The organism is Pseudolabrys taiwanensis, from assembly GCF_003367395.1.
Lineage (GTDB): Bacteria > Pseudomonadota > Alphaproteobacteria > Rhizobiales > Xanthobacteraceae > Pseudolabrys > Pseudolabrys taiwanensis.
Window position 1 is genome coordinate 3,095,150 of the sequence record NZ_CP031417.1, and the last position, 19,033, is coordinate 3,114,182.

Genomic DNA, 19,033 nt, shown 5'->3' on the forward strand with positions numbered 1-19,033 from the left:
GTACCGGCCGACCTTAAAAAACCGGACACGACGCGTGCAGATCTATCTCCCGATCGCCGACATGCCCGTGAACATCTTCCTGGTGCTGGGGATGGGGCTGGCGGTCGGTTTCATTTCCGGCATGTTCGGCATCGGCGGCGGCTTCCTCATGACGCCGCTGCTGATCTTCATCGGCATCTCACCCGCCGTGGCCGTCGCCAGCGTCGCGAGCCACATCTCGGCTTCGTCATTCACCGGAGCGATCACCTATTGGCGCAAGCGCGCCATCGACGTCGCGCTGGCGATGATGCTGCTGGCCGCCGGCATTCTCGGCACGGCGACGGGCGTGTGGCTGTTCACCGTGCTGCGGACCATGGACCAGCTCGACCTGGTGATCGGCCTCTCCTACGTGACGCTGCTGACGTCGGTCGGCGGCATGATGATTTGGGAAAGCGTGCGCGCCGAGTTGCGGGCCCGCAAAGGCATGCCGGCCACCCTGCGCCGGCCCGGCAGCCATAGCTGGGTGCATGGCCTGCCGTTGAAGATGCGCTTCAAGCGCTCGAAGATCTACGTGTCGGCCATTCCGGTCTGGGCGATCGGCTTCTCGATCGGCTTCGTCGGCGCCATTCTCGGCATCGGTGGCGGCTTTTTGCTCGTACCGATGCTCATCTATTTCCTGCGCGTGCCGACGGCGACCGTGATCGGCACCTCCATGGTCCTGACGCTAATCACCATGGCTTCGGCAACGGTGATGCACGCCGTCACCAATCATCTGGTGGATGCGCTGCTGGCGCTGATCCTGATGGTCGGCGGCGTGATCGGCGCGCAATTCGGCGTCCGCACCGGCCAGCGCATGCGCGGCGAACGCCTGCGGCTCCTGCTCGGCCTTCTAGTGTTCGCGGTCGGCCTGCGCTTCGCGTTCGAGCTGGTCGTCAAGCCGGAGGATCTCTATTCGCTGCGCCATGTGAGGAGCGAGTGATGCGCCGGCTCGCATTCACGCTCGTCTTGCTTGTCGCCGGCGCAGCCCCCGCCGCGGCCGAAAAGCTCGTGGTCTCGCTCTCCAACCACCGTGTCGCTGTGACCTCGAGCTTTACCGGCGAGGAGCTGGTGCTGTTCGGCACCATCGAGCCCGACCGGCCGCGCGCAGCCTTGCGCTCCGCATACGATCTCGTCGTAACCGTGACGGGTCCCAAGCAGACATTACGCACACGCCGCAAAGAGCGCGTGCTTGGCATCTGGGTCAACACCGACACGCGCGAGTTCGTGAGCGTACCGGCTTATCTGGCCGTGCTGAGCAACCAGCCGGTCAATACCGTCGCGAATGCCGAGACGCTGCGCCGGCTGCAAGTCGGCATCGATAACTTTCTCCTGCCGCAGCGCATCGGACCGGATGTCGCCGATACGGTGCCCAACGATCCGTTCCGCACCGCCTTCGTACGCCTGCAGACGCAATACGGGCTTTACCGGCAATCCGGCACGGCAGTGACCTTCCTGACCCCGACCGTATTCCGCGCCACCATCCCGCTGCCATCCAATGCCCCGACCGGCAGTTACCCGATCGACGTCAAACTGTTCGCGGACGGTGAGATGGTGGCGCGCACCAGCTCGGCGTTGGAAGTGATCAAGGCCGGCTTCGAACAGTTTGTCGCGGAGTCGGCGCGCGACCATGGACTGCTCTACGGCCTTGCCACCGCGATGATGGCGTTGCTCACTGGCTGGTTCGCCAGCGTGGTGTTCAGGCGCGACTGACCGGCCGCGTCACCAGATAGATGCCGAACACCACCGGCACGATGCCGAGCATGTCCGCGAAGGCGACCTGTTCCCCCAGCAGCAGCCAGCCGAACAGCATGCCGAGCGGCGGCATCAGGAAGTAATAGGAACTGGCCGCCGTCGCGCCGGACACTGCGAGGATCCGGAACCAGAGCAAATAAGCGAAGACCGACACGATGAAGACGAGATAGGCGAAGGCCACGACCAATCGCCACGTCACGACGACATCGCCGACGCTCTCGAAGCTCAGCGCGAAAGGCATCGTGGCGATGCCGGCGGCGAGACTTTGAACGCCGTTGCCGAGCCAGAGCCCATCCTTCGGCGCGAAGCGCTTGAACAGGATCGTGCCGGCGACGAGCGACAGCATCGCCGCGACCGACAGCAGAATGCCGCGCAGATGATCCCCGCCGCCCATCGAAAGCCGACTTTCGACGATGTAGGCGACGCCGCCGATACCGAGCAGCAGGCCGAGGCTCTTGCCCCAGGTCATGCGCTCGCCCAGCGCCAGATAGGCGAACACCGCAGTCGCGATCGGCGCCGTGCTGACGATGATCACCGACAGGCCGGAGGAGACCTCGCGCAGGCCGAGGTAACCGAGGCCGAGGTAAATCGCCTGGTTGGCGATGCCGAGCACGGCGAACAGGACGACGTCGCGGCGGCCGAGCGTCCAGCGCGCGCCCTGCAGCTTGGCCGCTCCCAACATGAGGACACCCGCCATCAGAAAACGCGTGCCGAGCAACAAGAGCGGCGGGCAGTCGGCGATGGCGATCTTGGCGGCACCGAAAGCGGAGCTCCAGAGCACGCAGAAGATGCCGACCATGAGCGGCAGCGGGATACCGGGCGAGACCGCGGATGGAACCGAGGGCGAGAGGGCGACTGGGCGCATGAGAAAATCCTTTCTGCACCGAGGCAGATAGGCCGGCCCCTATCCATTTGGAAATTAAATGATAGAATTAGAGCTAGTGGTTTTGTGAATGGAAATGACTATGCTCGATATCGAGCTCCTGCGCAGCTTCGTCTCGGTGGTCGATGCCGGCGGCTTCACCCGCGCCGGCGAGCGCGTCCACCGCACGCAGTCGACTGTCAGCCAGCAGATCAAACGGCTCGAGGAATCCGTCGGCCGGCCGCTCCTGGTCCGCAACGGCAAGCAGGCAACGCCCACCGAGGAAGGCGAACGGCTTCTCACCTACGCCCGGCGCATCCTCGCGCTCGAGCGCGAGGCGCGCGATGTGGTGGCGCGGCCGGCCGCCGACGGCATCGTGCGGCTCGGTCTCCCGGAAGACTTCGCCGCATATCGACTGACCGAAGTGCTGTCGGATTTCGCGCGGTCGCGACCGACCTTGCGGCTCGACGTGCGTTGCGGATTGAGCGTGTCGCTCAGACAAGCACTCGAACGCGGCGAGCTCGACCTTGCGCTGTTCAAACGCGAGGCGGGTGGTCGCAGCGGCATCGCGGCGTGGCCGGAAAAACTGCATTGGGTGACGAGCCGCACGCACCCCGTCGATTTATCGCGCGACCCGGTACCGCTGGCGATGTCGGAACAAGGGTGCCTTTATCGCGAACGAATGATCCATGCTTTGGAAGCCTCCGGCCGCGCGTGGCATATCGCTTATACGAGTCCGAACCTGCCGGGCATTCAGGCCGCCGTGTCGGTCGGGCTTGGCATCAGCATTCTGCCCGAGGTCGCCATCCTCGCGGAGCATCAGACCCTCGGCGCCGAGGCGCTTCCGCCGATCACCAACACGGAAATCGCGCTGGTCGCCACGGATCATCCGAGCCTGGCAACACGGCAATTGGCCGAGCGGCTGGTCGATTTCTGCTCGAGCACCGATCCGCGCGCGCCTGTTGCGCCTCAGCCTGGAAGGCAACGCCTGGCGGCGAACGCATAAAGCCGGTCTTCGCCGAGCATATGCGCCGTGAAGGCAAGCGTGCCGAACACATCGGCGAAGGCGGCGTCGCGCACATTGAGGCCGCCGGTGAAGGCGCCGAAGGCCGGCATCACGAGGCGTGTCGGATCCGCGGCGAAGCAGGCGCGGCTGATGGCACGGCCGCGATGCGATATACGCGCGACCGGATGCAGATGGCCGCAGATGTCGCCCGAGGCGCCCGTCGGCAGATGGCGGAAGGTGAGCGGCCCGCGCCTCAGCGTTTCCTGAAACACGCCGCCGATGTTGTCCGCCGGCTCCGGATCGTGGTTGCCGGTGATCCATATCCAATCGCGCCCGCGCTGCAATGCCACGAGCTGTGCGCGATCGCCATCGCCGAGACGCGCCGCTCCACCCCCGTCATGGAAATTGTCGCCCAACGCAACGACCACGCGTGGCGCGTAATGCGTGACGAGGCGCGCAAGTCGCGCCAACGTCGCCGCCGTGTCGTAAGGCGGCAGCAACACGCCGCGACGGGCAAAGCTCGAGCCTTTCTCCAGATGCAGATCGGACACGACGAGCACGCCTTCGTCGGCCCAGTACAAAGCGCCGGCTGGATCGGCGACGAGGGCAATATCGCAGAGGGCGACAACATGCTCCGCTCGTCCCCGCAAAAGCGAGGACCCAGCTGGGCGGCTCAGCGCTGGATTCCCGCTTTCGCGGGAATGGACGGAAGAAAAGGTCACTGCATCGCTTCCTTGATCAGTTCGTCCGCGGCTTCCGCCAGCAACGCGTCCGACGCCTCACCATAGACCGTCTCCCGCCCGATCTCGAGCAGCACCGGAACCGACAACGGCGACACGTGGTCCAGCGGCTTATGCACGATTCTGCCCTTGATGCGCGACAGCATCTCGCCGAGCCGCTTGATGTCGAGCAGCCCAGTCGCGGCATCTCCCCGGGCCGCGCGCAAGAGAAGGTGATCGGGTTGATGCTTGCGCAGCACGTCATAGACGAGGTCGGTCGAGATCGTCATCTGCCGGCGCGACTTCTCTTCCCCAGGGAACCGGCGTTCGATCAGCCCGGAGATGATGGCGCAATTGCGGAAGGTGCGTTTCATCAGCGCCGATTCGGCGAGCCACTCTTCCAGGTCGTCGCCGAGCATGTCCTCGTCGAACAGCTTGGCGAGCGACACATCGCCGCGCTCGATGCGCAAGCCGAGATCGCCGAGGCCCCACACCGCCAGCGCATACTCGTTGGCGACGAAGCCCATCGGCTTGAGGCGCGCGCGCTCCAAGCGCCGCGTCAGCAGCATACCGAGCGTCTGGTGCGCGAGACGGCCCTCGAAGGGATAGCAGACGAGGTAATACTTGGCGGCGCGTGGAAAGGTCTCGACCAGGAGATCGCCGGCTTTGGGCAAGAGCGACCGCCACTCCTGGATCTCCAGCCATTCGCGCACTTGGTCGGGCAGCGCGCGCCAGGCGTCATGTGAGGCCAGGATCGCGCGCACACGCGCGGCGAGATAAGTCGACAGCGGGAACTTGCCGCCCTCATAGGCCGGTACTTTGGGATCGGCGCCGGTTGCGCGCGAGACGTAGACCTCATCCTCGACCAGGGTCTCGTATTTGAGAACCTCGCCGGCGAACACGAAGGTGTCGCCGGGCGTCAACGTCTCGATGAAGTATTCCTCCACTTGTCCGAGAATGCGCCCGCCCCGCGCGACGACGGCGCCGGATCCGCGCGAGCGCACGAGGCGCACCTTGATCATGTCGGCCTCGACGATGGTGCCGACATTCATGCGATAGCGCTGTGCGATGTTCGGATGGGTGATGCGCCACTTGCCGTCCGCGCCCTGCCGGATCTTGGCAAAGCGCTCGTAAGCCTTTAGCGCGTAGCCGCCGGTGGCGACGAAATCGATCGCATCGTCGAAATCGCGCCGCGTCAGCGATGCGTAAGGCGCGGCGGCGCGCACCTCCGCGAACAGATCGTCGGCGAGAAACGGCTCGCCGCAGGCGCGGCCGAGAATATGCTGCGCCAGCACATCGAGCGCACCCGTGCGCGCCGGCGGCGTGTCCTGCGCGTTCTCGGCGACCGCATCGATCGCCGCACGGCATTCCAAAACTTCGAAGCGGTTGGCCGGCACGAGCACGGCTTGCGACGGCTCGTCGAGCCGGTGATTGGAGCGGCCGACCCGTTGCAGTAAGCGCGATGAGCCCTTCGGCGCGCCGACATTGACGACGAGATCGACGTCGCCCCAGTCGACGCCGAGATCGAGCGAGGAGGTGCACACCACCGCGCGCAATTTGCCTTGCGTCATCGCATCCTCGACTCGGCGCCGTTGCGCGACGTCGAGCGAACCGTGATGCAGGGCGATGGCGAGATTGTCGTCGTTGATGCCCCAAAGCTCTTGAAACAAGAACTCGGCCTGGCTGCGCGTATTGACGAAGATGAGCGTGGTCTTGTGCGTCCTGATCAGGTCGTAGATCTCAGGCAGCGCATGGCGCGCCGAATGCCCCGCCCAGGGCAGATGCGCCGCCGTGTCGAGCATCGTGACCTGTGGCTGCGCGCCGGCCTGCCCGAGCACCAGGTCGGCCATCGCTGCGCCATCGAGCGGTTGGGGCACCAGGAAACGGCGCAGATCGTCAGGCTCGGCGACGGTCGCCGACAGACCGATGGTCGTGAGCTGCGGCGCCAGCACGAACAGGCGCGCCAGATCCAGCGACAACAGATCGCCTCGCTTCGACAGCACCAGCGAATGCAATTCGTCGAGGATGACACGCTTCAAGCTGCCGAACAGATAAGGCGCATCGGCGCTCGCCAACAAAAGCGCAAGCTGTTCGGGCGTGGTAAGCAGGATGTCGGGCGGATCGCGTCGCTGCCGCTGACGCTTCGAGGCGGGCGTATCGCCGGTGCGCGTCTCGAGCCGGATCGGCAGCTTCATCTCGCGCACGGGCGTTTCGAGGTTGCGCGCGATGTCGACGGCAAGCGCCTTGAGCGGTGAGATGTAGAGCGTGTGCAGCCCGCCTTCGCGACGGATCGAGCGGCCGGTGGAAACGAGTTTCTTCTTCTCCCCTCCGCTGCGCGGGGGGAGGGGAACGCGCTCCGCCCGTGGCGTATTTTGTTCGTACAACTCCACCAGGGTCGGCAGAAAACCCGCCAAGGTCTTGCCGCCGCCCGTCGGCGCGATCAACAGCGCTGAACGTCCCGCCCGTGCCTTCTCCAACAATGCAAGCTGATGCGCGCGTGGCACCCAGCCGCGCGCGGCGAACCAGCGCGTGAACACGTCGGGCAATGCTTCATGACGTTCGAGCAGCAGTATGACTCCGTCGTTAGCCCGTCATCCCAGGGCTGAAAGCGCGCACCTCAAGATGACGGCCTCCGTGCGACCACGACCAGACCGGGAACCGGCACACCTTTCTCCGTGCGCGTCGAGGCCGCATGAAGGCTGACAAGCGTAAGGCCCGCCGCGCGCAAAGCGTCACGCACATGCGCTTCACCGTGCGCATAACGCAAAGTGTCGCGCAGGAGCGCACCGTCGCCGGCATAGGTTTCGACCGTGAAGGCGAACAGGCCGCCCGGCTCAAGCAACGGCGCGATATCGCGAAACGCCGCGAGATCATGAAAGTACATGAAGACGTCGGCCGCGAGGATAAGATCATAACGCCGTTCGGCCGCGCTTTCGGCGATGGCGAATTGCATCACGTCGCCTTCAACGAGCCGGTTGTAGACACCTTTGCTATCGGCAACCGCCAACATGCGCGGCGACAGATCGACCCCGGTCAGTTCATCGCACATCAGCTGGAACGCGACACCCGCAAGGCCGGTGCCGCAACCAAGATCCAACGCACGCGCAAAGCGTCGTCCGGCACAGGCGCGCTCGACCGCCTGAAGCAGGACTTCCGGCCCGCGATAGCCGAGCCCTTCCGTGAGGGCCTGGTCGAACTGCGGCGCGTAACCATCGAACAGCGCGCGCACATAGCCCGCGGGCATTGGCGCCGCGGCGACCGCGCCGAGCCGCGCCAACCGTACCACGGCGCCCTGCCCGTCCTCGGGATCGGCCGCCCGCGCGCTTTCGAAAGCCGCCGCCGCGCCCGGCCCGTCACCGAGTTGCTCGCGCGCCTCGCCGAGCAGGAACCAGGCCGGCGCGTAGCGCGGCGCCAACTCCAAAAGCTGGCCGAGCAGGTCCGCGGCGCCCGCCGCATCGCCCGCCGCGAGGCTTTCCCGCGCCCACTCGAACCGTCGGTCGATGAGAAGGTCGCCGGACGAAGCCGGACGCGTCACCGTAGCCATTCTTCTTTCGGTCCTTGCCTCGCGGTTTCGCCCGCAGCCCTTATCTATAGCGCATGCGTGCCGAAGACATCCTCGCCCCCACACCGGCCGGCGTCTGCTGCAAGCGCGGCGGCTTTTATATCGACCCGACCCGGCCGGTCGAGAAGGCCCTGATCACGCACGGCCATTCCGACCACGCCCGCGCCGGCCATGGCGCGGTCCTCGCCACCCAGGAGACACTCGACATCATGCGCCTGCGCTACGGCGATAATTTCGCCGGTACGACGCAGGCGATCCGCTATGGCGAGGAACTAAAGCTGGGCGGCGTGACGGTCAGCTTCCATCCGGCCGGACATGTGCTCGGATCGGCGCAAATCAAGGTGGCATGCGAAGGCGTCACGATCGTCGCCTCCGGCGACTACAAGGACGTGCGGGACCCGACCTGCGCGCCTTTCGAAACCATTCAATGCGACGTTTTCATCACCGAGGCGACATTCGGGCTGCCGGTGTTCCGGCATCACGACGCCAAAGGCGAAATCGACAAGTTGCTGCGCTCGGCGGCGCTGTTCCCCGAGCGCGCGCACCTTGTGGGCGCCTACTCGCTCGGCAAGGCGCAGCGTGTCATCGCGATGCTCCGTGAATCCGGCCACGATCGGACCGTCTATCTGCACGGCGCAATGGAGAAGATCACACGCTATTACGAAAGCCGCGGTATCGACCTTGGCGAACTCGAGCTCGTACGCGGCGCCAAGAAGTCGGAGCTCGCCGGTCACATCACCATCTGTCCGCCGACGGCGATGGGCGATCTGTGGTCGCGGCGCTTTCCCGATCCGGTGTTTGCTTTCGCCTCGGGGTGGATGCGCGTGCGCGCCCGTGCGCGTCAGCGCGGCGTGACACTGCCTTTGGTCATTTCCGATCACGCCGACTGGGATGGGCTGACGTCGACCATTGCCGCCACCGGCGCGTCGGAAGTCTGGGTGACGCACGGCCAGGAAGACGCACTCGTGCATTGGTGCGTGTCGCAAGGGCTCAAGGCACGGCCACTGGATATCGTCGGCTATGGCGATGAAGAAGAGAGCGAGTTAGTTGCATCGGATGAGAGCCTCTCAATTCCCTCCCCCCTCGTGGGGGAGGGTCAGGGAGGGGGCGTGTCTTGACCATCACAGCCACCCCCACCCGACCGCCTTCGGCGGTCGACCTCCCCACAAGGGGGAGGTGAAGAAAGATGAACCGCTTCGCCGAACTGCTCGACCGTCTCGCTTATGAGCCCGGCCGCAACGCCAAGCTGCGGCTGATCGCCGATTATCTGCGCCACACGCCCGATCCCGATCGCGGCTGGGCGCTCGCGGCGCTCACCGGCGCGCTGTCGTTCAAGCACGCCAAAGGCGGCATGATCCGCGCGTTGATCGCCGAGCGCACCGACCCGGCCTTGTTCGCGCTGTCCTACGACTACGTGGGCGATCTGTCGGAAACCGTCGCATTGATGTGGCCTTCTTCTATCCCTCCCCTGAAAGGGGAGGGTGGCCGCGAAGCGGCCGGGTGGGGTTTGGCAGCAAATGACGACAGCGCTCCCCCACCCGGCGGCCTGCGGCCGCCACCCTCCCCCGCAAGCGGGGGAGGGATAAGCATCCCCACGCTCACGGACGTCGTCGACACACTCTCCACGCTCGGCAAGGCGCAATTGCCGGCCCAGATCGCGCGCTGGCTCGATGCGCTCGACGAAACCGCGCGCTGGGCGCTGCTCAAGCTCGTCACCGGCGGCATGCGCATCGGCGTGTCGGCGCGGCTCGCCAAGACCGCGGCCGCATCGCTCGGCGACAAGGACCCGGACGAACTCGAAATCCTCTGGCCGGGCCTGACGCCGCCGTATCTCGACTTGTTTGCCTGGCTGGAAGGCCGCGGCGAGAAGCCATCGAACACCGATCCGGCGCCGTTCCATCCGCCGATGCTGGCGCATGCCATCGAAGAACGGGACTTCGAAACGCTCGACGCGCGGGACTTCCTGGCCGAATGGAAATGGGACGGTATCCGCGTCCAGGCCGTCGCGGGCCGCGATGCCGAAGGCCACGTTGTGGCGCGGCTCTACTCGCGCACGGGCGAGGACATCTCCAAGAGCTTTCCCGATTTGCTTGAGTCGCTAAATCTGCCGGCGGCGATCGACGGCGAGCTCTTGATCATGCGCGATGGCCGTGTGCAGTCGTTCAATGTTTTGCAGCAGCGGCTCAACCGCAAAGCGGTCACGCCCAAATTGATGCAAGAGTTTCCCGCACATCTGCGCGCCTATGATCTGCTTGCCGAAGGCGACCACGATCTGCGCGGCCACCCTTTCGAGGAAAGGCGCGCGCGGCTGACGAAGTTCGTCGAAAAGCTCAATGATCCGCGCATCGACCTCTCACCTTTAGTGCCTTTCGAATCCTGGCCCGAACTCACTGCGGCCCGCGCCGATCCCGCATCGGCCGGCGCCGGTCAGGATGCCGAGGCCGTCGAAGGCGTCATGATCAAACGGCGCGATGCGTCTTACGTCCCCGGCCGACCGAAAGGTCCCTGGTGGAAATGGAAACGCGATCCGATGATCGTCGATGCGGTGCTCATGTACGCCCAACGCGGCCACGGCAAGCGCTCCTCCTATTATTCCGATTACACTTTCGGCGTCTGGAACGACGCCGACCAGTTGGTGCCGGTCGGCAAGGCCTATTTCGGCTTCACCGACGAGGAATTGCTCGAGATCGACCGCTTCGTTCGCCGCAACACCGTCGACCGCTTCGGCCCGGTGCGCGAAGTCACGCACGAGGCCGACAAGGGGCTGGTGCTGGAAGTCGCCTTCGAAGGCTTGCAGCGCTCGACCCGCCATAAATCCGGCATCGCCATGCGCTTTCCTCGAATCAACCGTCTGCGCTGGGACAAGCCACCGCGCGAGGCCGACCGGCTGGAGACGCTGGAGAGGATGTTGGCTAAACTCGAATCGGGACGCGCAGCTTGACCCGTTCCCCCTTCTTGCGTCAGGTGTGACATGCCGAATGAAATGCAGCGTACGGAGCCGCCGGTGGCCAACGACAGCGTGACCAAGTTTCTGGGCGGCTCGCCTTTGGCGGTGCTGGTACGGCTGATCCTGGTATCGGTCCTCGTCGGCGTCGTTCTGGCGGCACTCGGGCTCGATCCTTTCGACATCGTGCGCAGCATCGAACGGTTGATCCGCTCGATCTGGAACATGGGCTTCGACGCTGTGCGCTGGCTGTGGCGCTATTTCCTGCTCGGAGCGGTCATCGTCATCCCGATCTGGATCATCATTCGTCTGGTGAACGCGCCCCGCGGCCGTTGATGTGACAGCGCCTGCCGAGATTACCCACGCACGCGTGTTCGCCATCGCCGGCCCGGCGATGCTCACCAATGTCACGACGCCGCTGCTCGGCGTCATCGCGACGGCCGTGATCGGCCGGCTCGGCGAGGCGCATCTACTCGGCGGCGTGGCGATGGCGTCGGTCGCCTTTGACTGCATCTTCTGGCTCTTCGGCTTCCTGCGCATGGGCACGGTCGCCTTCACCGCGCAGGCTTTAGGCGCGGGCGACAAGACGGAACAACGCGCGGTATTGGCCCGCGCCTTGCTCATCGCCGGCGCCATCGGACTGGCGCTGATCGCGCTGCAGGTGCCATTGGCCGCCGCGATCTTCAGCCCCATGGGCGGCAGCGAGGCCGTGACAACGGCGGCGAAGCAATACTTCTTCGTGCGACTTTGGTCCGCGCCCTTTGCGCTTGCCAACTACGTCATGCTTGGCTGGCTGATCGGCCTTGCCCGCGCCAAGACCGGCATGGCGATCCAAATCTTCGTCAATCTCGTCAACATGGCCTTGATGGCCGCGCTGGTGCTCAAGCTCGATGCCGGCATCACCGGCGCCGCGCTTGCCTCTGTGCTGGCCGAATGCGTGGGGCTCGTGCTCGGGCTGAGCGTCGCCTGGCACATTCTTGGCGGCCGGCTCGGGCTCGCCACCGCGGTCTTGTTCGACCGAGAGCGGCTGATGCGCATGCTGGCGGTCAACCGCGACATCATGATCCGCACCGCGGCGCTTATCGCGGCCTTCCTGTTCTTCACCGCGCGCGGCGCGCGCGCCGGGGACGTGACACTCGCCGCCAACGCGGTGCTGCACAACTTCACTTTGGTTGGTGCCTTTTTCCTCGACGGCATGGCGACAGCGGCCGAACAGCTTTGCGGTCAGGCCTATGGCGCACGCGACCGCACGGGCTTCAGCCGCGCCGTGAAGCTTGTGCTGGGCTGGGGCTTTGTGTTCGGCGTCACCGCGACGCTACTTTTCTTTGCAATCGGGCCTTGGATGATCGACGTCATGACGGCGAGCGAGGACGTACGCGATGTCGCGCGTCGGTTCCTCTGGCTCGCGGCGCTGGCGCCCGTCTGCGGCGTGATGGCGTTCTGCTATGACGGCATCTATGTCGGCGCCACTTGGGCGCGCGACATGCGCAACCTGATGATCGCGGCGCTCGCGATCTATCTCGCGACGTGGTGGCTCACGCAGCCGCTCGACAACACGGGCCTGTGGATCGCCATCCTGGTCTTCTTCATCAGCCGCGGCGGATTGCAGGCCGCGCGCTATCCGGCGCTGGTCAAAGCGCCGTTCGCGTGAGCCTCAGGTCGGCCAGCTCTCGGCCGTGATCTCGGCCACGTCGACGCCGATCATCGCCCCAAGCGAATTGCGGTTGCCACGCTTGATGGCGGCGGACAGGTCGCGCTTGACCTCCGCCACCAGGCCGACGCCGCGATAGACCAGCGCCGAATAGATCTGCACCAAAGTCGCGCCCGCCTTGATCTTGGCGATGGCGGCAGCGCCGGAGTCGATGCCGCCCGCGCCGATCAGGGGGAAAGCGGCCTCCGCGCGGACGAAAGTCTCCGCCAGCATCCGCGTCGACAGTTTGAACAGCGGGCGCCCGGAAAGACCGCCCGGCTCTTTCGCCGTCTCGCGGTCGCGGAGCGAGCCGGGACGCGAAATCGTCGTGTTGCTGACGATCATACCGTCGACACGGTGCTTGCGCGCGATGCCGACCACGTCGTCGAGATCCGACAGCGTCAGATCAGGCGCGATCTTGAGCAGCAGCGGCACCGGCCCGCCGCGCCGATGCGCGCGATCCCGCGCCTCGACCACGCGGTCAAGCAATTCGTCCAGCGCCTCGGCTTGCTGCAAGTCGCGCAGACCGGGCGTGTTCGGCGACGAAACGTTGACGGTAAAATAGCTCGCCACCGGCGAGAAAGTCTCGATCAGCCGCACATAGTCTTCGGTGCGGTCGGCGGAGTCCTTGTTGGCGCCGACGTTGACGCCGACGACGCCGCCGTTGCCGGCGCGCGCCGACAGCCGCGCCAGGGCCGCCGCGGCCCCCTCATTGTTGAAACCCAGGCGGTTGATGACGCCGCCATCTGCGGCGAGGCGGAACAGACGCGGCCGCGGATTGCCGGCCTGCGCCCGCGGCGTGATGGTGCCGACCTCCACGAAGCCGAAGCCCAGCCGCAGCAGCGCATCCGGCGCCACGGCATTCTTGTCGAACCCGGCCGCGAGCCCCACCGGATTGGGAAAGGTCAGGCCGAAGGCCTGCACCGCCAGCTCCGGCGGATCGGCCGGCTTGCTGCCCCGCACGAAACGCAACGCTTTGATGGCCAGCGTATGCGCATCTTCGGGATCAAGGGCGCGCAGAAGCGGCAGGGACAGTCGATCGAACAGACCGATCACGAATTTCGGCTCCGGACGGTTGGGATGGCGGCGACCCTATCGGCGAGGGCTGCCTCAGTTCAAGCCGTCTGGCGAAAGTAGTTGCTAAAAGGGGGCAAAATAAGGGTATAATTCCTATAAATGAGTTTCACGCCCATGCGCCGTACGAGGGGTCCAAGGCCATGCTCACACACGCCCAGATTTGGAACGCGATCGACCGTCTCGCGGCCCGCAACAAGCTGACGCCGTCGGGTCTCGCCAAGAAGGCCGGGCTCGACCCGACGACGTTCAACAAGTCCAAACGCATCACGCCGGAAGGGCGGGCGCGGTGGCCTTCGACGGAGTCCGTCGCCAAAGCACTGGCCGCGACGGGCACCAAAGTGGACACGTTCGTGACGCTGATCACCGACGCCGCCAAGCCGCCGCTCTATAACGTGCCGGCAATCGGCTTCGCCGAGGCGGGCCAGGCCGGCTATTTCGACGACAGCGGCATGCCGACCGGTAAAGGCTGGGAAGAGATCAACCTGCCGACCGTGACCGACGAGAATTCCTACGCGCTGAAAATCTCCAACGACTCGATGAAGCCGACCTATCGCGCCGGCGACGTGATCGTCGTCTCGCCGTCCGTGCCGGTTCGCCGCGGCGACCGCGTGGTGGTCAAAGCGCGGGACGGCGAAGTGATGGTCAAGGAGTTCAAGCGCAAGACCACAAAGCAGCTCGAGCTGAAGGCGGTCAACGGCGATCGCGAACGCGTGGTGCCGATGTCGGACGTGCTGTGGATGGCGCGCGTCGTTTGGGCGAGCCAGTAACCTTCGCCGTGCGGGCGCCGTCGCAGACTGCCGTTATGTAAACGTCACGTAACGGCGCGCATCGATCGGCCAAAACTCCTGTCGGAAAAGCTTCGGCGCGTATATGATTCGCGCACCGTCGCGGCTTGCCTGCGCAAGTCGTCGACGCGGGGGAAGTTCTATCTTAGGGGGTTATCACATGGATCGTCGTCACGCCTTGAAGGCGCTGGCGGGGCTCGCGCTCTGCCCGCTTTGCGCACCAACGAGCTTTGCTGCCGAGGGCGCACACTGGAGCTACGAAGGAGACACCGGCCCGTCGCATTGGGGCGATGTCGATGCCGCCAGCAAAGTCTGTACGGCGGGCTCCCAGCAATCGCCGATCGACATCCAGAGCAGCGTCAGGGCTCAGTTGCCGCCGCTGCAGATCAGCTGGCGCGCCAAGCCCGACATGATCGTCAACAACGGCCATACGATCCAGGTCAACAGCGGTGCCGGCAACACGCTGACCGTCGGCAAGGATAAATACGACTTACTTCAATACCACTTCCATCATCCGAGCGAGCATCTCATCGGCGGCAAGAACTATCCGATGGAAGTGCACTTCGTGCATCGCAACGCCGCCGGCACGCTGGCCGTGGTCGGCGTGCTCATGACGGCCGGCAAGCCCAACGCCGCGTTCAAGCAGATCGCCGCCGCGATGCCGGCCAAAGAAGGCGAGCCGGTGAAGATGCCGGCGGCCGATCCGAACCTGATGCTGCCGGCCGATCGCCACTACTACAGCTATGCCGGTTCGCTGACGACGCCGCCCTGCAGCGAGGTCGTCAACTGGCTGCTGCTGCGCGCGCCGATCCAGGTGGCGCAGGCCGATATCGACGCCTTCGCCAAGCTCTTTCCGATGAACGCGCGTCCGGCGCAGAAGGACAACCGGCGCTTCGTGCTGAGCTCGTAAGGCGGGGCTCTTGATCCCTCCCCTGAAAGGGGAGGGTCGATCGCGCGTCAGCGCGATCGGGGTGGGGTTGCCTGAGAAGCCGATAAATGCCCCCACCCGGCTCGCTGTCGCTCGCCACCCTCCCCCGCAAGCGGGGGAGGGACAACAGAGACGACGCCGCCCTGCAGCGAGGTCGTCAACTGGCTGTTGCTGCGCGCGCCGATCCAGGTGGCGCAGGCCGACATCGACGCCTTCGCCAAGCTCTTCCCGATGAACGCGCGTCCGGCGCAGAAGGACAACCGGCGCTTCGTGCTGAGCTCGTAAGCGGCCCGCACACACTTGCTGTCATGCCCCGCGAAAGCGGGGCATCCAGTACACGATCGCCTCAGTGATTACTGGATCGCCGCTTTCGCGGGCGATGACATTTATGGGGCTACCCGCTCCGCGCCAGCGCGCCGTCGATCATGTCGACGGTGTTCTGAATGCCGAACGCGGCGACGAACGAGCCGAAGCGCGGGCCTTTCTCCTGGCCGAGCAGCACCTGGTACAGCATGTTGAACCAGTCGAGCGACACGCCCGGCTTGCCGTCCTTCGACTTCTTCTTGTGATCGAGGAACGGCTCGCGGCGGCCGATCTCGTAGACCACATTCTGGATGTCTTCCGCGGTCGCGTCTGGCGCGAGCTGTGACAGCGCATCGCGCAGGTCGTTGAGCGCGGCGCGCTCCTGATCGGAAGGCTCGCGGAATTTCTTTTCCGGCAGCACGAAGTCGCGGAAATAGTGAATGGCGTAGCCGACCAGCTCGTTGAGCTTGGGATGCGTCTGCGCCGTCACGCCCGGACGATAGCGGCCGATGAAGCCCCACAACGTCTCGGCGTTCTCGGCGTTCGACGACGACACCAAGGTCAGCAGCATCTGGAACGACACCGGCATGTCCGGCTTCGGCGGCTCACCGCCGTGGACGTGCCAAACCGGATTGGCGAGCCGCTGCTTGCCGTCCTGCCGCGTATAGGCGTCGAGGAACTGATAGTAGTCGTCGACATTGCGCGGGATGACGTCGAAGTGCAGGCGCTTGGCCGCCTTCGGCTCGCGATACATGAACAGCGACAGGCTTTCCGGCGAGGCGTAGCGGAGCCATTCCTCGATGGTGAGGCCGTTGCCCTTCGACTTGGAAATCTTCTGGCCCTTGTCGTCGAGGAAGAGCTCGTAGTTGAAGCCTTCCGGCGGCATGCCGCCGAGCGCGCGGCAAATCTCGCCCGACAGCTTGACCGAGTCGATCAAGTCCTTGCCGGCCATCTCGTAGTCGACGCCGAGCGCGGTCCAGCGCATCGCCCAGTCGGCCTTCCACTGGCACTTGACCATGCCGCGCGTCACCGGCGTGGTGATGCGCTCGCCGGTGTCGGGATCTTCATAGGTGATGGTGCCGCGCTTCTCGTCGCGCGCGACCATCGGCACTTGCAGCACGATGCCGGTGCGCGGTGAGACCGGCAGGAACGGCGAATAGGTCGCGCGCCGGTCGGGACCGAGCGTCGGCAGGATGATCTCCATCACCCGGTCGTAGTTGGCGAGCATCTTCAGCAGCGTTTCGTCGAACCGGCCGGACTTGTAGTACTCGGTCGAGCTGGCGAACTCGTAGTCGAAGCCGAAATGGTCGAGGAACGAGCGCAAGCGCGCATTGTTGTGCTCGCCGAACGACGGATGCGTGCCGAACGGGTCGACCACCTTGGTCAGCGGCTTGCCGAGATCCTTTGCCAGCAGTTCCTTGTTCGGCACGTTGTCCGGCACCTTGCGCAGGCCGTCCATATCGTCCGAGAAGGCGATCAGCCGCGTCTTGATCTTGTCGTCGGTGAGGACGCGAAAGGCATGGCGCACCATCGTCGTGCGCGCGACCTCGCCGAAGGTGCCGATGTGCGGCAGCCCCGACGGACCGTAGCCGGTCTCGAAGATGACCTCGTCCTTCGGCCGTTTCTTCAAGCGCGCGACGATCTTCTTCGCCTCCTCGAACGGCCAGGCGTTCGACTGCTCGGCGAGGGTCTTCAGGTCTTGCGCGAATTCGGCTTCGGTCATCGACATTCTTCAATCACTCCGGCGCGCAGACATAGGCAAGGGGCGCCGACCCGTCAAATCAGGCAACCAAAATCGGGGTAAATCATGAAATATCTCCCTCGTCCCCGCGCGCGGACATCGGGTTTACCCGATGTCCGCCACCTAAGCGCGCACGTCGGCTACAGCCGACTTGCGATGGGGACCCAGTGCCGACGTGCGCTGTGGAAAGGTCCCGCTGGATTCCCGCTTACGCGGCAAGGAACGGAGTTTGTGGCGGGCTTAGACAAAGTCCGATAGATGCCGTCCCGTGACCACTGGTTCCTCAACGACACAGAAAACGGCCGCCGTGATCGGCGGCGGCCCTGCCGGCCTGATGGCGGCGGAGGTACTCGCGCGCGCGGGGCTGGCGGTCACGGTCTACGACCGCATGCCCGCCGTCGGCCGTAAATTCCTGCTCGCCGGGCGCGGCGGACTGAACCTGACGCATAGCGAGGACCTCTCCGCCTTCCTCGCGCGCTATGGCGAAACCGATCCGCGGCTTCTCCGCGCGATCGAAGCCTTTCCGCCGGAGGCTCTGCGTGCCTGGTGCGAGGGCCTCGATGTACCGACCTTCGTCGGCTCGAGCGGCCGCGTATTCCCGAAGGCGATGAAAGCCTCGCCGCTGCTGCGCGCCTGGCTGCGCCGGCTGATCGATTTCGGGGTGCGCTTCGCGACGCGGCATCTATGGACCGGCTGGGACGCGCAAGGCCGGCTGCGCTTTACGCACGGTGCGGACACGGTGACTGCCACGGCGGACATCACCGTGCTCGCGCTTGGGGGCGCGAGCTGGCCGCGGCTCGGCTCCGACGGCGGCTGGACAGATCTTGTCGCGGCGAAGGGCGTCGCTGTCGCGCCGCTTCAAGCCGCCAATTGCGGTTTCCGGACCGCCTGGAGCGAAGCCTTTCGGCGTTTCGAAGGCGCGCCGCTCAAGCGCATCGCGGTGAGCGCGCAAGGACACACCGAACGCGGTGAAGCGATGATCACGCGCGACGGGCTCGAGGGCGGTGCGATCTACGCCTTGTCGCGCGTGCTGCGCACGGCGATCGCGCGCGACGGCGCCGCCGTGCTTACGGTCGATCTGCGCCCCGACGTGCCGGCCGATGTGCTCGCCGCCCGATTTGCCGCGACGCCGGCCAAGCAGTCGCTATCGAACCGGTTGCGCAAGACGGCAAAGCTCACGCCTGCCGCCATCGGTCTGTTGCACGAGGCGATGGCCGCGCGCGGTGGCAAGCTCGCAACGCTCGACGCGCGAGCGCTCGCGGCGCTGATCAAAGCGGTGCCGGTAACACTCACCGGCGTGCAGCCGGTCGCCACCGCCATCTCGAGCGCCGGCGGCGTGCGCTTCGATGCGCTCGACAAGCATTTCATGGTGCGGGCTATGCCTGGCGTGTTCGTCGCCGGCGAGATGCTCGACTGGGAAGCGCCGACCGGCGGCTACCTGCTGCAAGCCTGTTTCGCGACGGGGAGCGCCGCCGCGCAAGGCGCGCTCGCGTGGTTGCACACGGCATAGAAGTTCCATTGCACACGCGTTTGCCGTCGATTCTGTCGACAACTCTCTTTGAAGTTGTTCACGCGCCACTCCCCCGGTACCGATAGCGGAGCACGTATCGGGGGGCTCCTGTGCGCGGTTTAACATCGATCGTAAG

17 protein-coding genes are annotated in these 19,033 nt (G+C 65.5%); 11 read left to right on the top strand and 6 right to left on the bottom strand.

Annotated elements, in window-relative coordinates; translation table 11 throughout:
• The first annotated feature begins 34 nt into the window (after positions 1-34).
• Both DW352_RS14800 and DW352_RS14805 read left to right on the top strand, forming a co-directional pair.
• Positions 35-958 carry a sulfite exporter TauE/SafE family protein gene (locus DW352_RS14800; RefSeq protein ID WP_245434124.1) on the top strand — a complete coding sequence of 308 codons (924 nt, stop codon included), beginning with the start codon at positions 35-37 and terminating at the stop codon, positions 956-958.
• On the top strand, positions 958-1,728 hold the full coding sequence (locus DW352_RS14805; RefSeq protein ID WP_115692057.1) for a TIGR02186 family protein: 771 nt from the start codon (positions 958-960) through the stop codon (positions 1,726-1,728). Before DW352_RS14800 ends, DW352_RS14805 begins: the two co-directional genes overlap by 1 nt.
• On the opposite strand, the gene DW352_RS14810 is transcribed toward DW352_RS14805, so the two are convergent.
• A complete protein-coding gene (locus tag DW352_RS14810; protein ID WP_115692058.1) occupies positions 1,715-2,635 on the bottom strand; it encodes a DMT family transporter in 921 nt (306 codons plus the stop codon). The genes DW352_RS14805 and DW352_RS14810 overlap by 14 nt on opposite strands.
• Before the next feature lie 100 nt (positions 2,636-2,735).
• Here DW352_RS14810 and DW352_RS14815 point away from each other — a divergent pair, with 100 nt between their 5' ends.
• Entirely contained in the window at positions 2,736-3,638 is a 903-nt protein-coding gene (locus DW352_RS14815; protein ID WP_115694421.1) for a LysR substrate-binding domain-containing protein, read from the top strand.
• Here DW352_RS14815 and pdeM read toward each other — a convergent pair.
• From pdeM to DW352_RS14830, 3 genes are all read right to left on the bottom strand, one after another.
• Complete coding sequence (pdeM, locus tag DW352_RS14820; RefSeq protein WP_115692059.1) at positions 3,602-4,288, bottom strand: ligase-associated DNA damage response endonuclease PdeM; 687 nt, start codon at positions 4,286-4,288, stop codon at positions 3,602-3,604. The two genes, DW352_RS14815 and pdeM, sit on opposite strands and share 37 nt — an antisense overlap.
• Before the next feature lie 68 nt (positions 4,289-4,356).
• Positions 4,357-6,930 carry a ligase-associated DNA damage response DEXH box helicase gene (locus tag DW352_RS14825; RefSeq protein WP_115692060.1) on the bottom strand — a complete coding sequence of 858 codons (2,574 nt, stop codon included), beginning with the start codon at positions 6,928-6,930 and terminating at the stop codon, positions 4,357-4,359.
• A 44-nt stretch (positions 6,931-6,974) separates the two neighbouring features.
• Positions 6,975-7,901: a class I SAM-dependent DNA methyltransferase gene (locus tag DW352_RS14830; protein WP_115692061.1), complete on the bottom strand. Its 927-nt coding sequence runs from the start codon at positions 7,899-7,901 to the stop codon at positions 6,975-6,977.
• 53 nt (positions 7,902-7,954) lie between these two features.
• Here DW352_RS14830 and DW352_RS14835 point away from each other — a divergent pair, with 53 nt between their 5' ends.
• The 4 genes from DW352_RS14835 to DW352_RS14850 all read left to right on the top strand — a co-directional run bounded on the left by DW352_RS14835 (position 7,955) and on the right by DW352_RS14850 (position 12,514).
• Entirely contained in the window at positions 7,955-9,037 is a 1,083-nt protein-coding gene (locus tag DW352_RS14835; RefSeq protein WP_115692062.1) for a ligase-associated DNA damage response exonuclease, read from the top strand.
• Between the two features lie 68 nt (positions 9,038-9,105).
• Positions 9,106-10,860: a cisplatin damage response ATP-dependent DNA ligase gene (locus DW352_RS14840; RefSeq protein WP_115692063.1), complete on the top strand. Its 1,755-nt coding sequence runs from the start codon at positions 9,106-9,108 to the stop codon at positions 10,858-10,860.
• Between the two features lie 30 nt (positions 10,861-10,890).
• Positions 10,891-11,199 (top strand): DUF6460 domain-containing protein, encoded by a 309-nt coding sequence (locus DW352_RS14845; RefSeq protein WP_115692064.1) that lies wholly within the window; start codon positions 10,891-10,893, stop codon positions 11,197-11,199.
• 58 nt (positions 11,200-11,257) lie between these two features.
• Positions 11,258-12,514: an MATE family efflux transporter gene (locus DW352_RS14850; protein ID WP_115694422.1), complete on the top strand. Its 1,257-nt coding sequence runs from the start codon at positions 11,258-11,260 to the stop codon at positions 12,512-12,514.
• A gap of 3 nt (positions 12,515-12,517) precedes the next feature.
• Here the strand turns inward: DW352_RS14850 and DW352_RS14855 are convergent, their stop codons facing one another.
• Positions 12,518-13,609, bottom strand: coding sequence for a quinone-dependent dihydroorotate dehydrogenase (locus DW352_RS14855; RefSeq protein WP_115692065.1), 1,092 nt, complete (start codon positions 13,607-13,609; stop codon positions 12,518-12,520).
• Between the two features lie 161 nt (positions 13,610-13,770).
• Between DW352_RS14855 and DW352_RS14860 the strand changes: the two genes are divergently transcribed.
• The 3 genes from DW352_RS14860 (at position 13,771) to DW352_RS14870 (ending at position 15,628) form a co-directional block, all read left to right on the top strand.
• Positions 13,771-14,397: a S24 family peptidase gene (locus tag DW352_RS14860; RefSeq protein ID WP_115692066.1), complete on the top strand. Its 627-nt coding sequence runs from the start codon at positions 13,771-13,773 to the stop codon at positions 14,395-14,397.
• A 178-nt stretch (positions 14,398-14,575) separates the two neighbouring features.
• Positions 14,576-15,325: a carbonic anhydrase gene (locus DW352_RS14865; RefSeq protein WP_115692067.1), complete on the top strand. Its 750-nt coding sequence runs from the start codon at positions 14,576-14,578 to the stop codon at positions 15,323-15,325.
• A 186-nt stretch (positions 15,326-15,511) separates the two neighbouring features.
• On the top strand, positions 15,512-15,628 hold the full coding sequence (locus DW352_RS14870; protein ID WP_425374610.1) for a hypothetical protein: 117 nt from the start codon (positions 15,512-15,514) through the stop codon (positions 15,626-15,628).
• A 109-nt stretch (positions 15,629-15,737) separates the two neighbouring features.
• Here the strand turns inward: DW352_RS14870 and DW352_RS14875 are convergent, their stop codons facing one another.
• The gene (locus DW352_RS14875) at positions 15,738-17,369 is read right to left on the bottom strand and encodes a lysine--tRNA ligase (protein ID WP_210209835.1); all 1,632 of its coding nucleotides are present in this window, start codon (positions 17,367-17,369) and stop codon (positions 15,738-15,740) included.
• A 352-nt stretch (positions 17,370-17,721) separates the two neighbouring features.
• Between DW352_RS14875 and DW352_RS14880 the strand changes: the two genes are divergently transcribed.
• Positions 17,722-18,897 carry a TIGR03862 family flavoprotein gene (locus DW352_RS14880; RefSeq protein ID WP_115694423.1) on the top strand — a complete coding sequence of 392 codons (1,176 nt, stop codon included), beginning with the start codon at positions 17,722-17,724 and terminating at the stop codon, positions 18,895-18,897.
• The last annotated feature ends 136 nt before the right edge of the window (positions 18,898-19,033 follow it).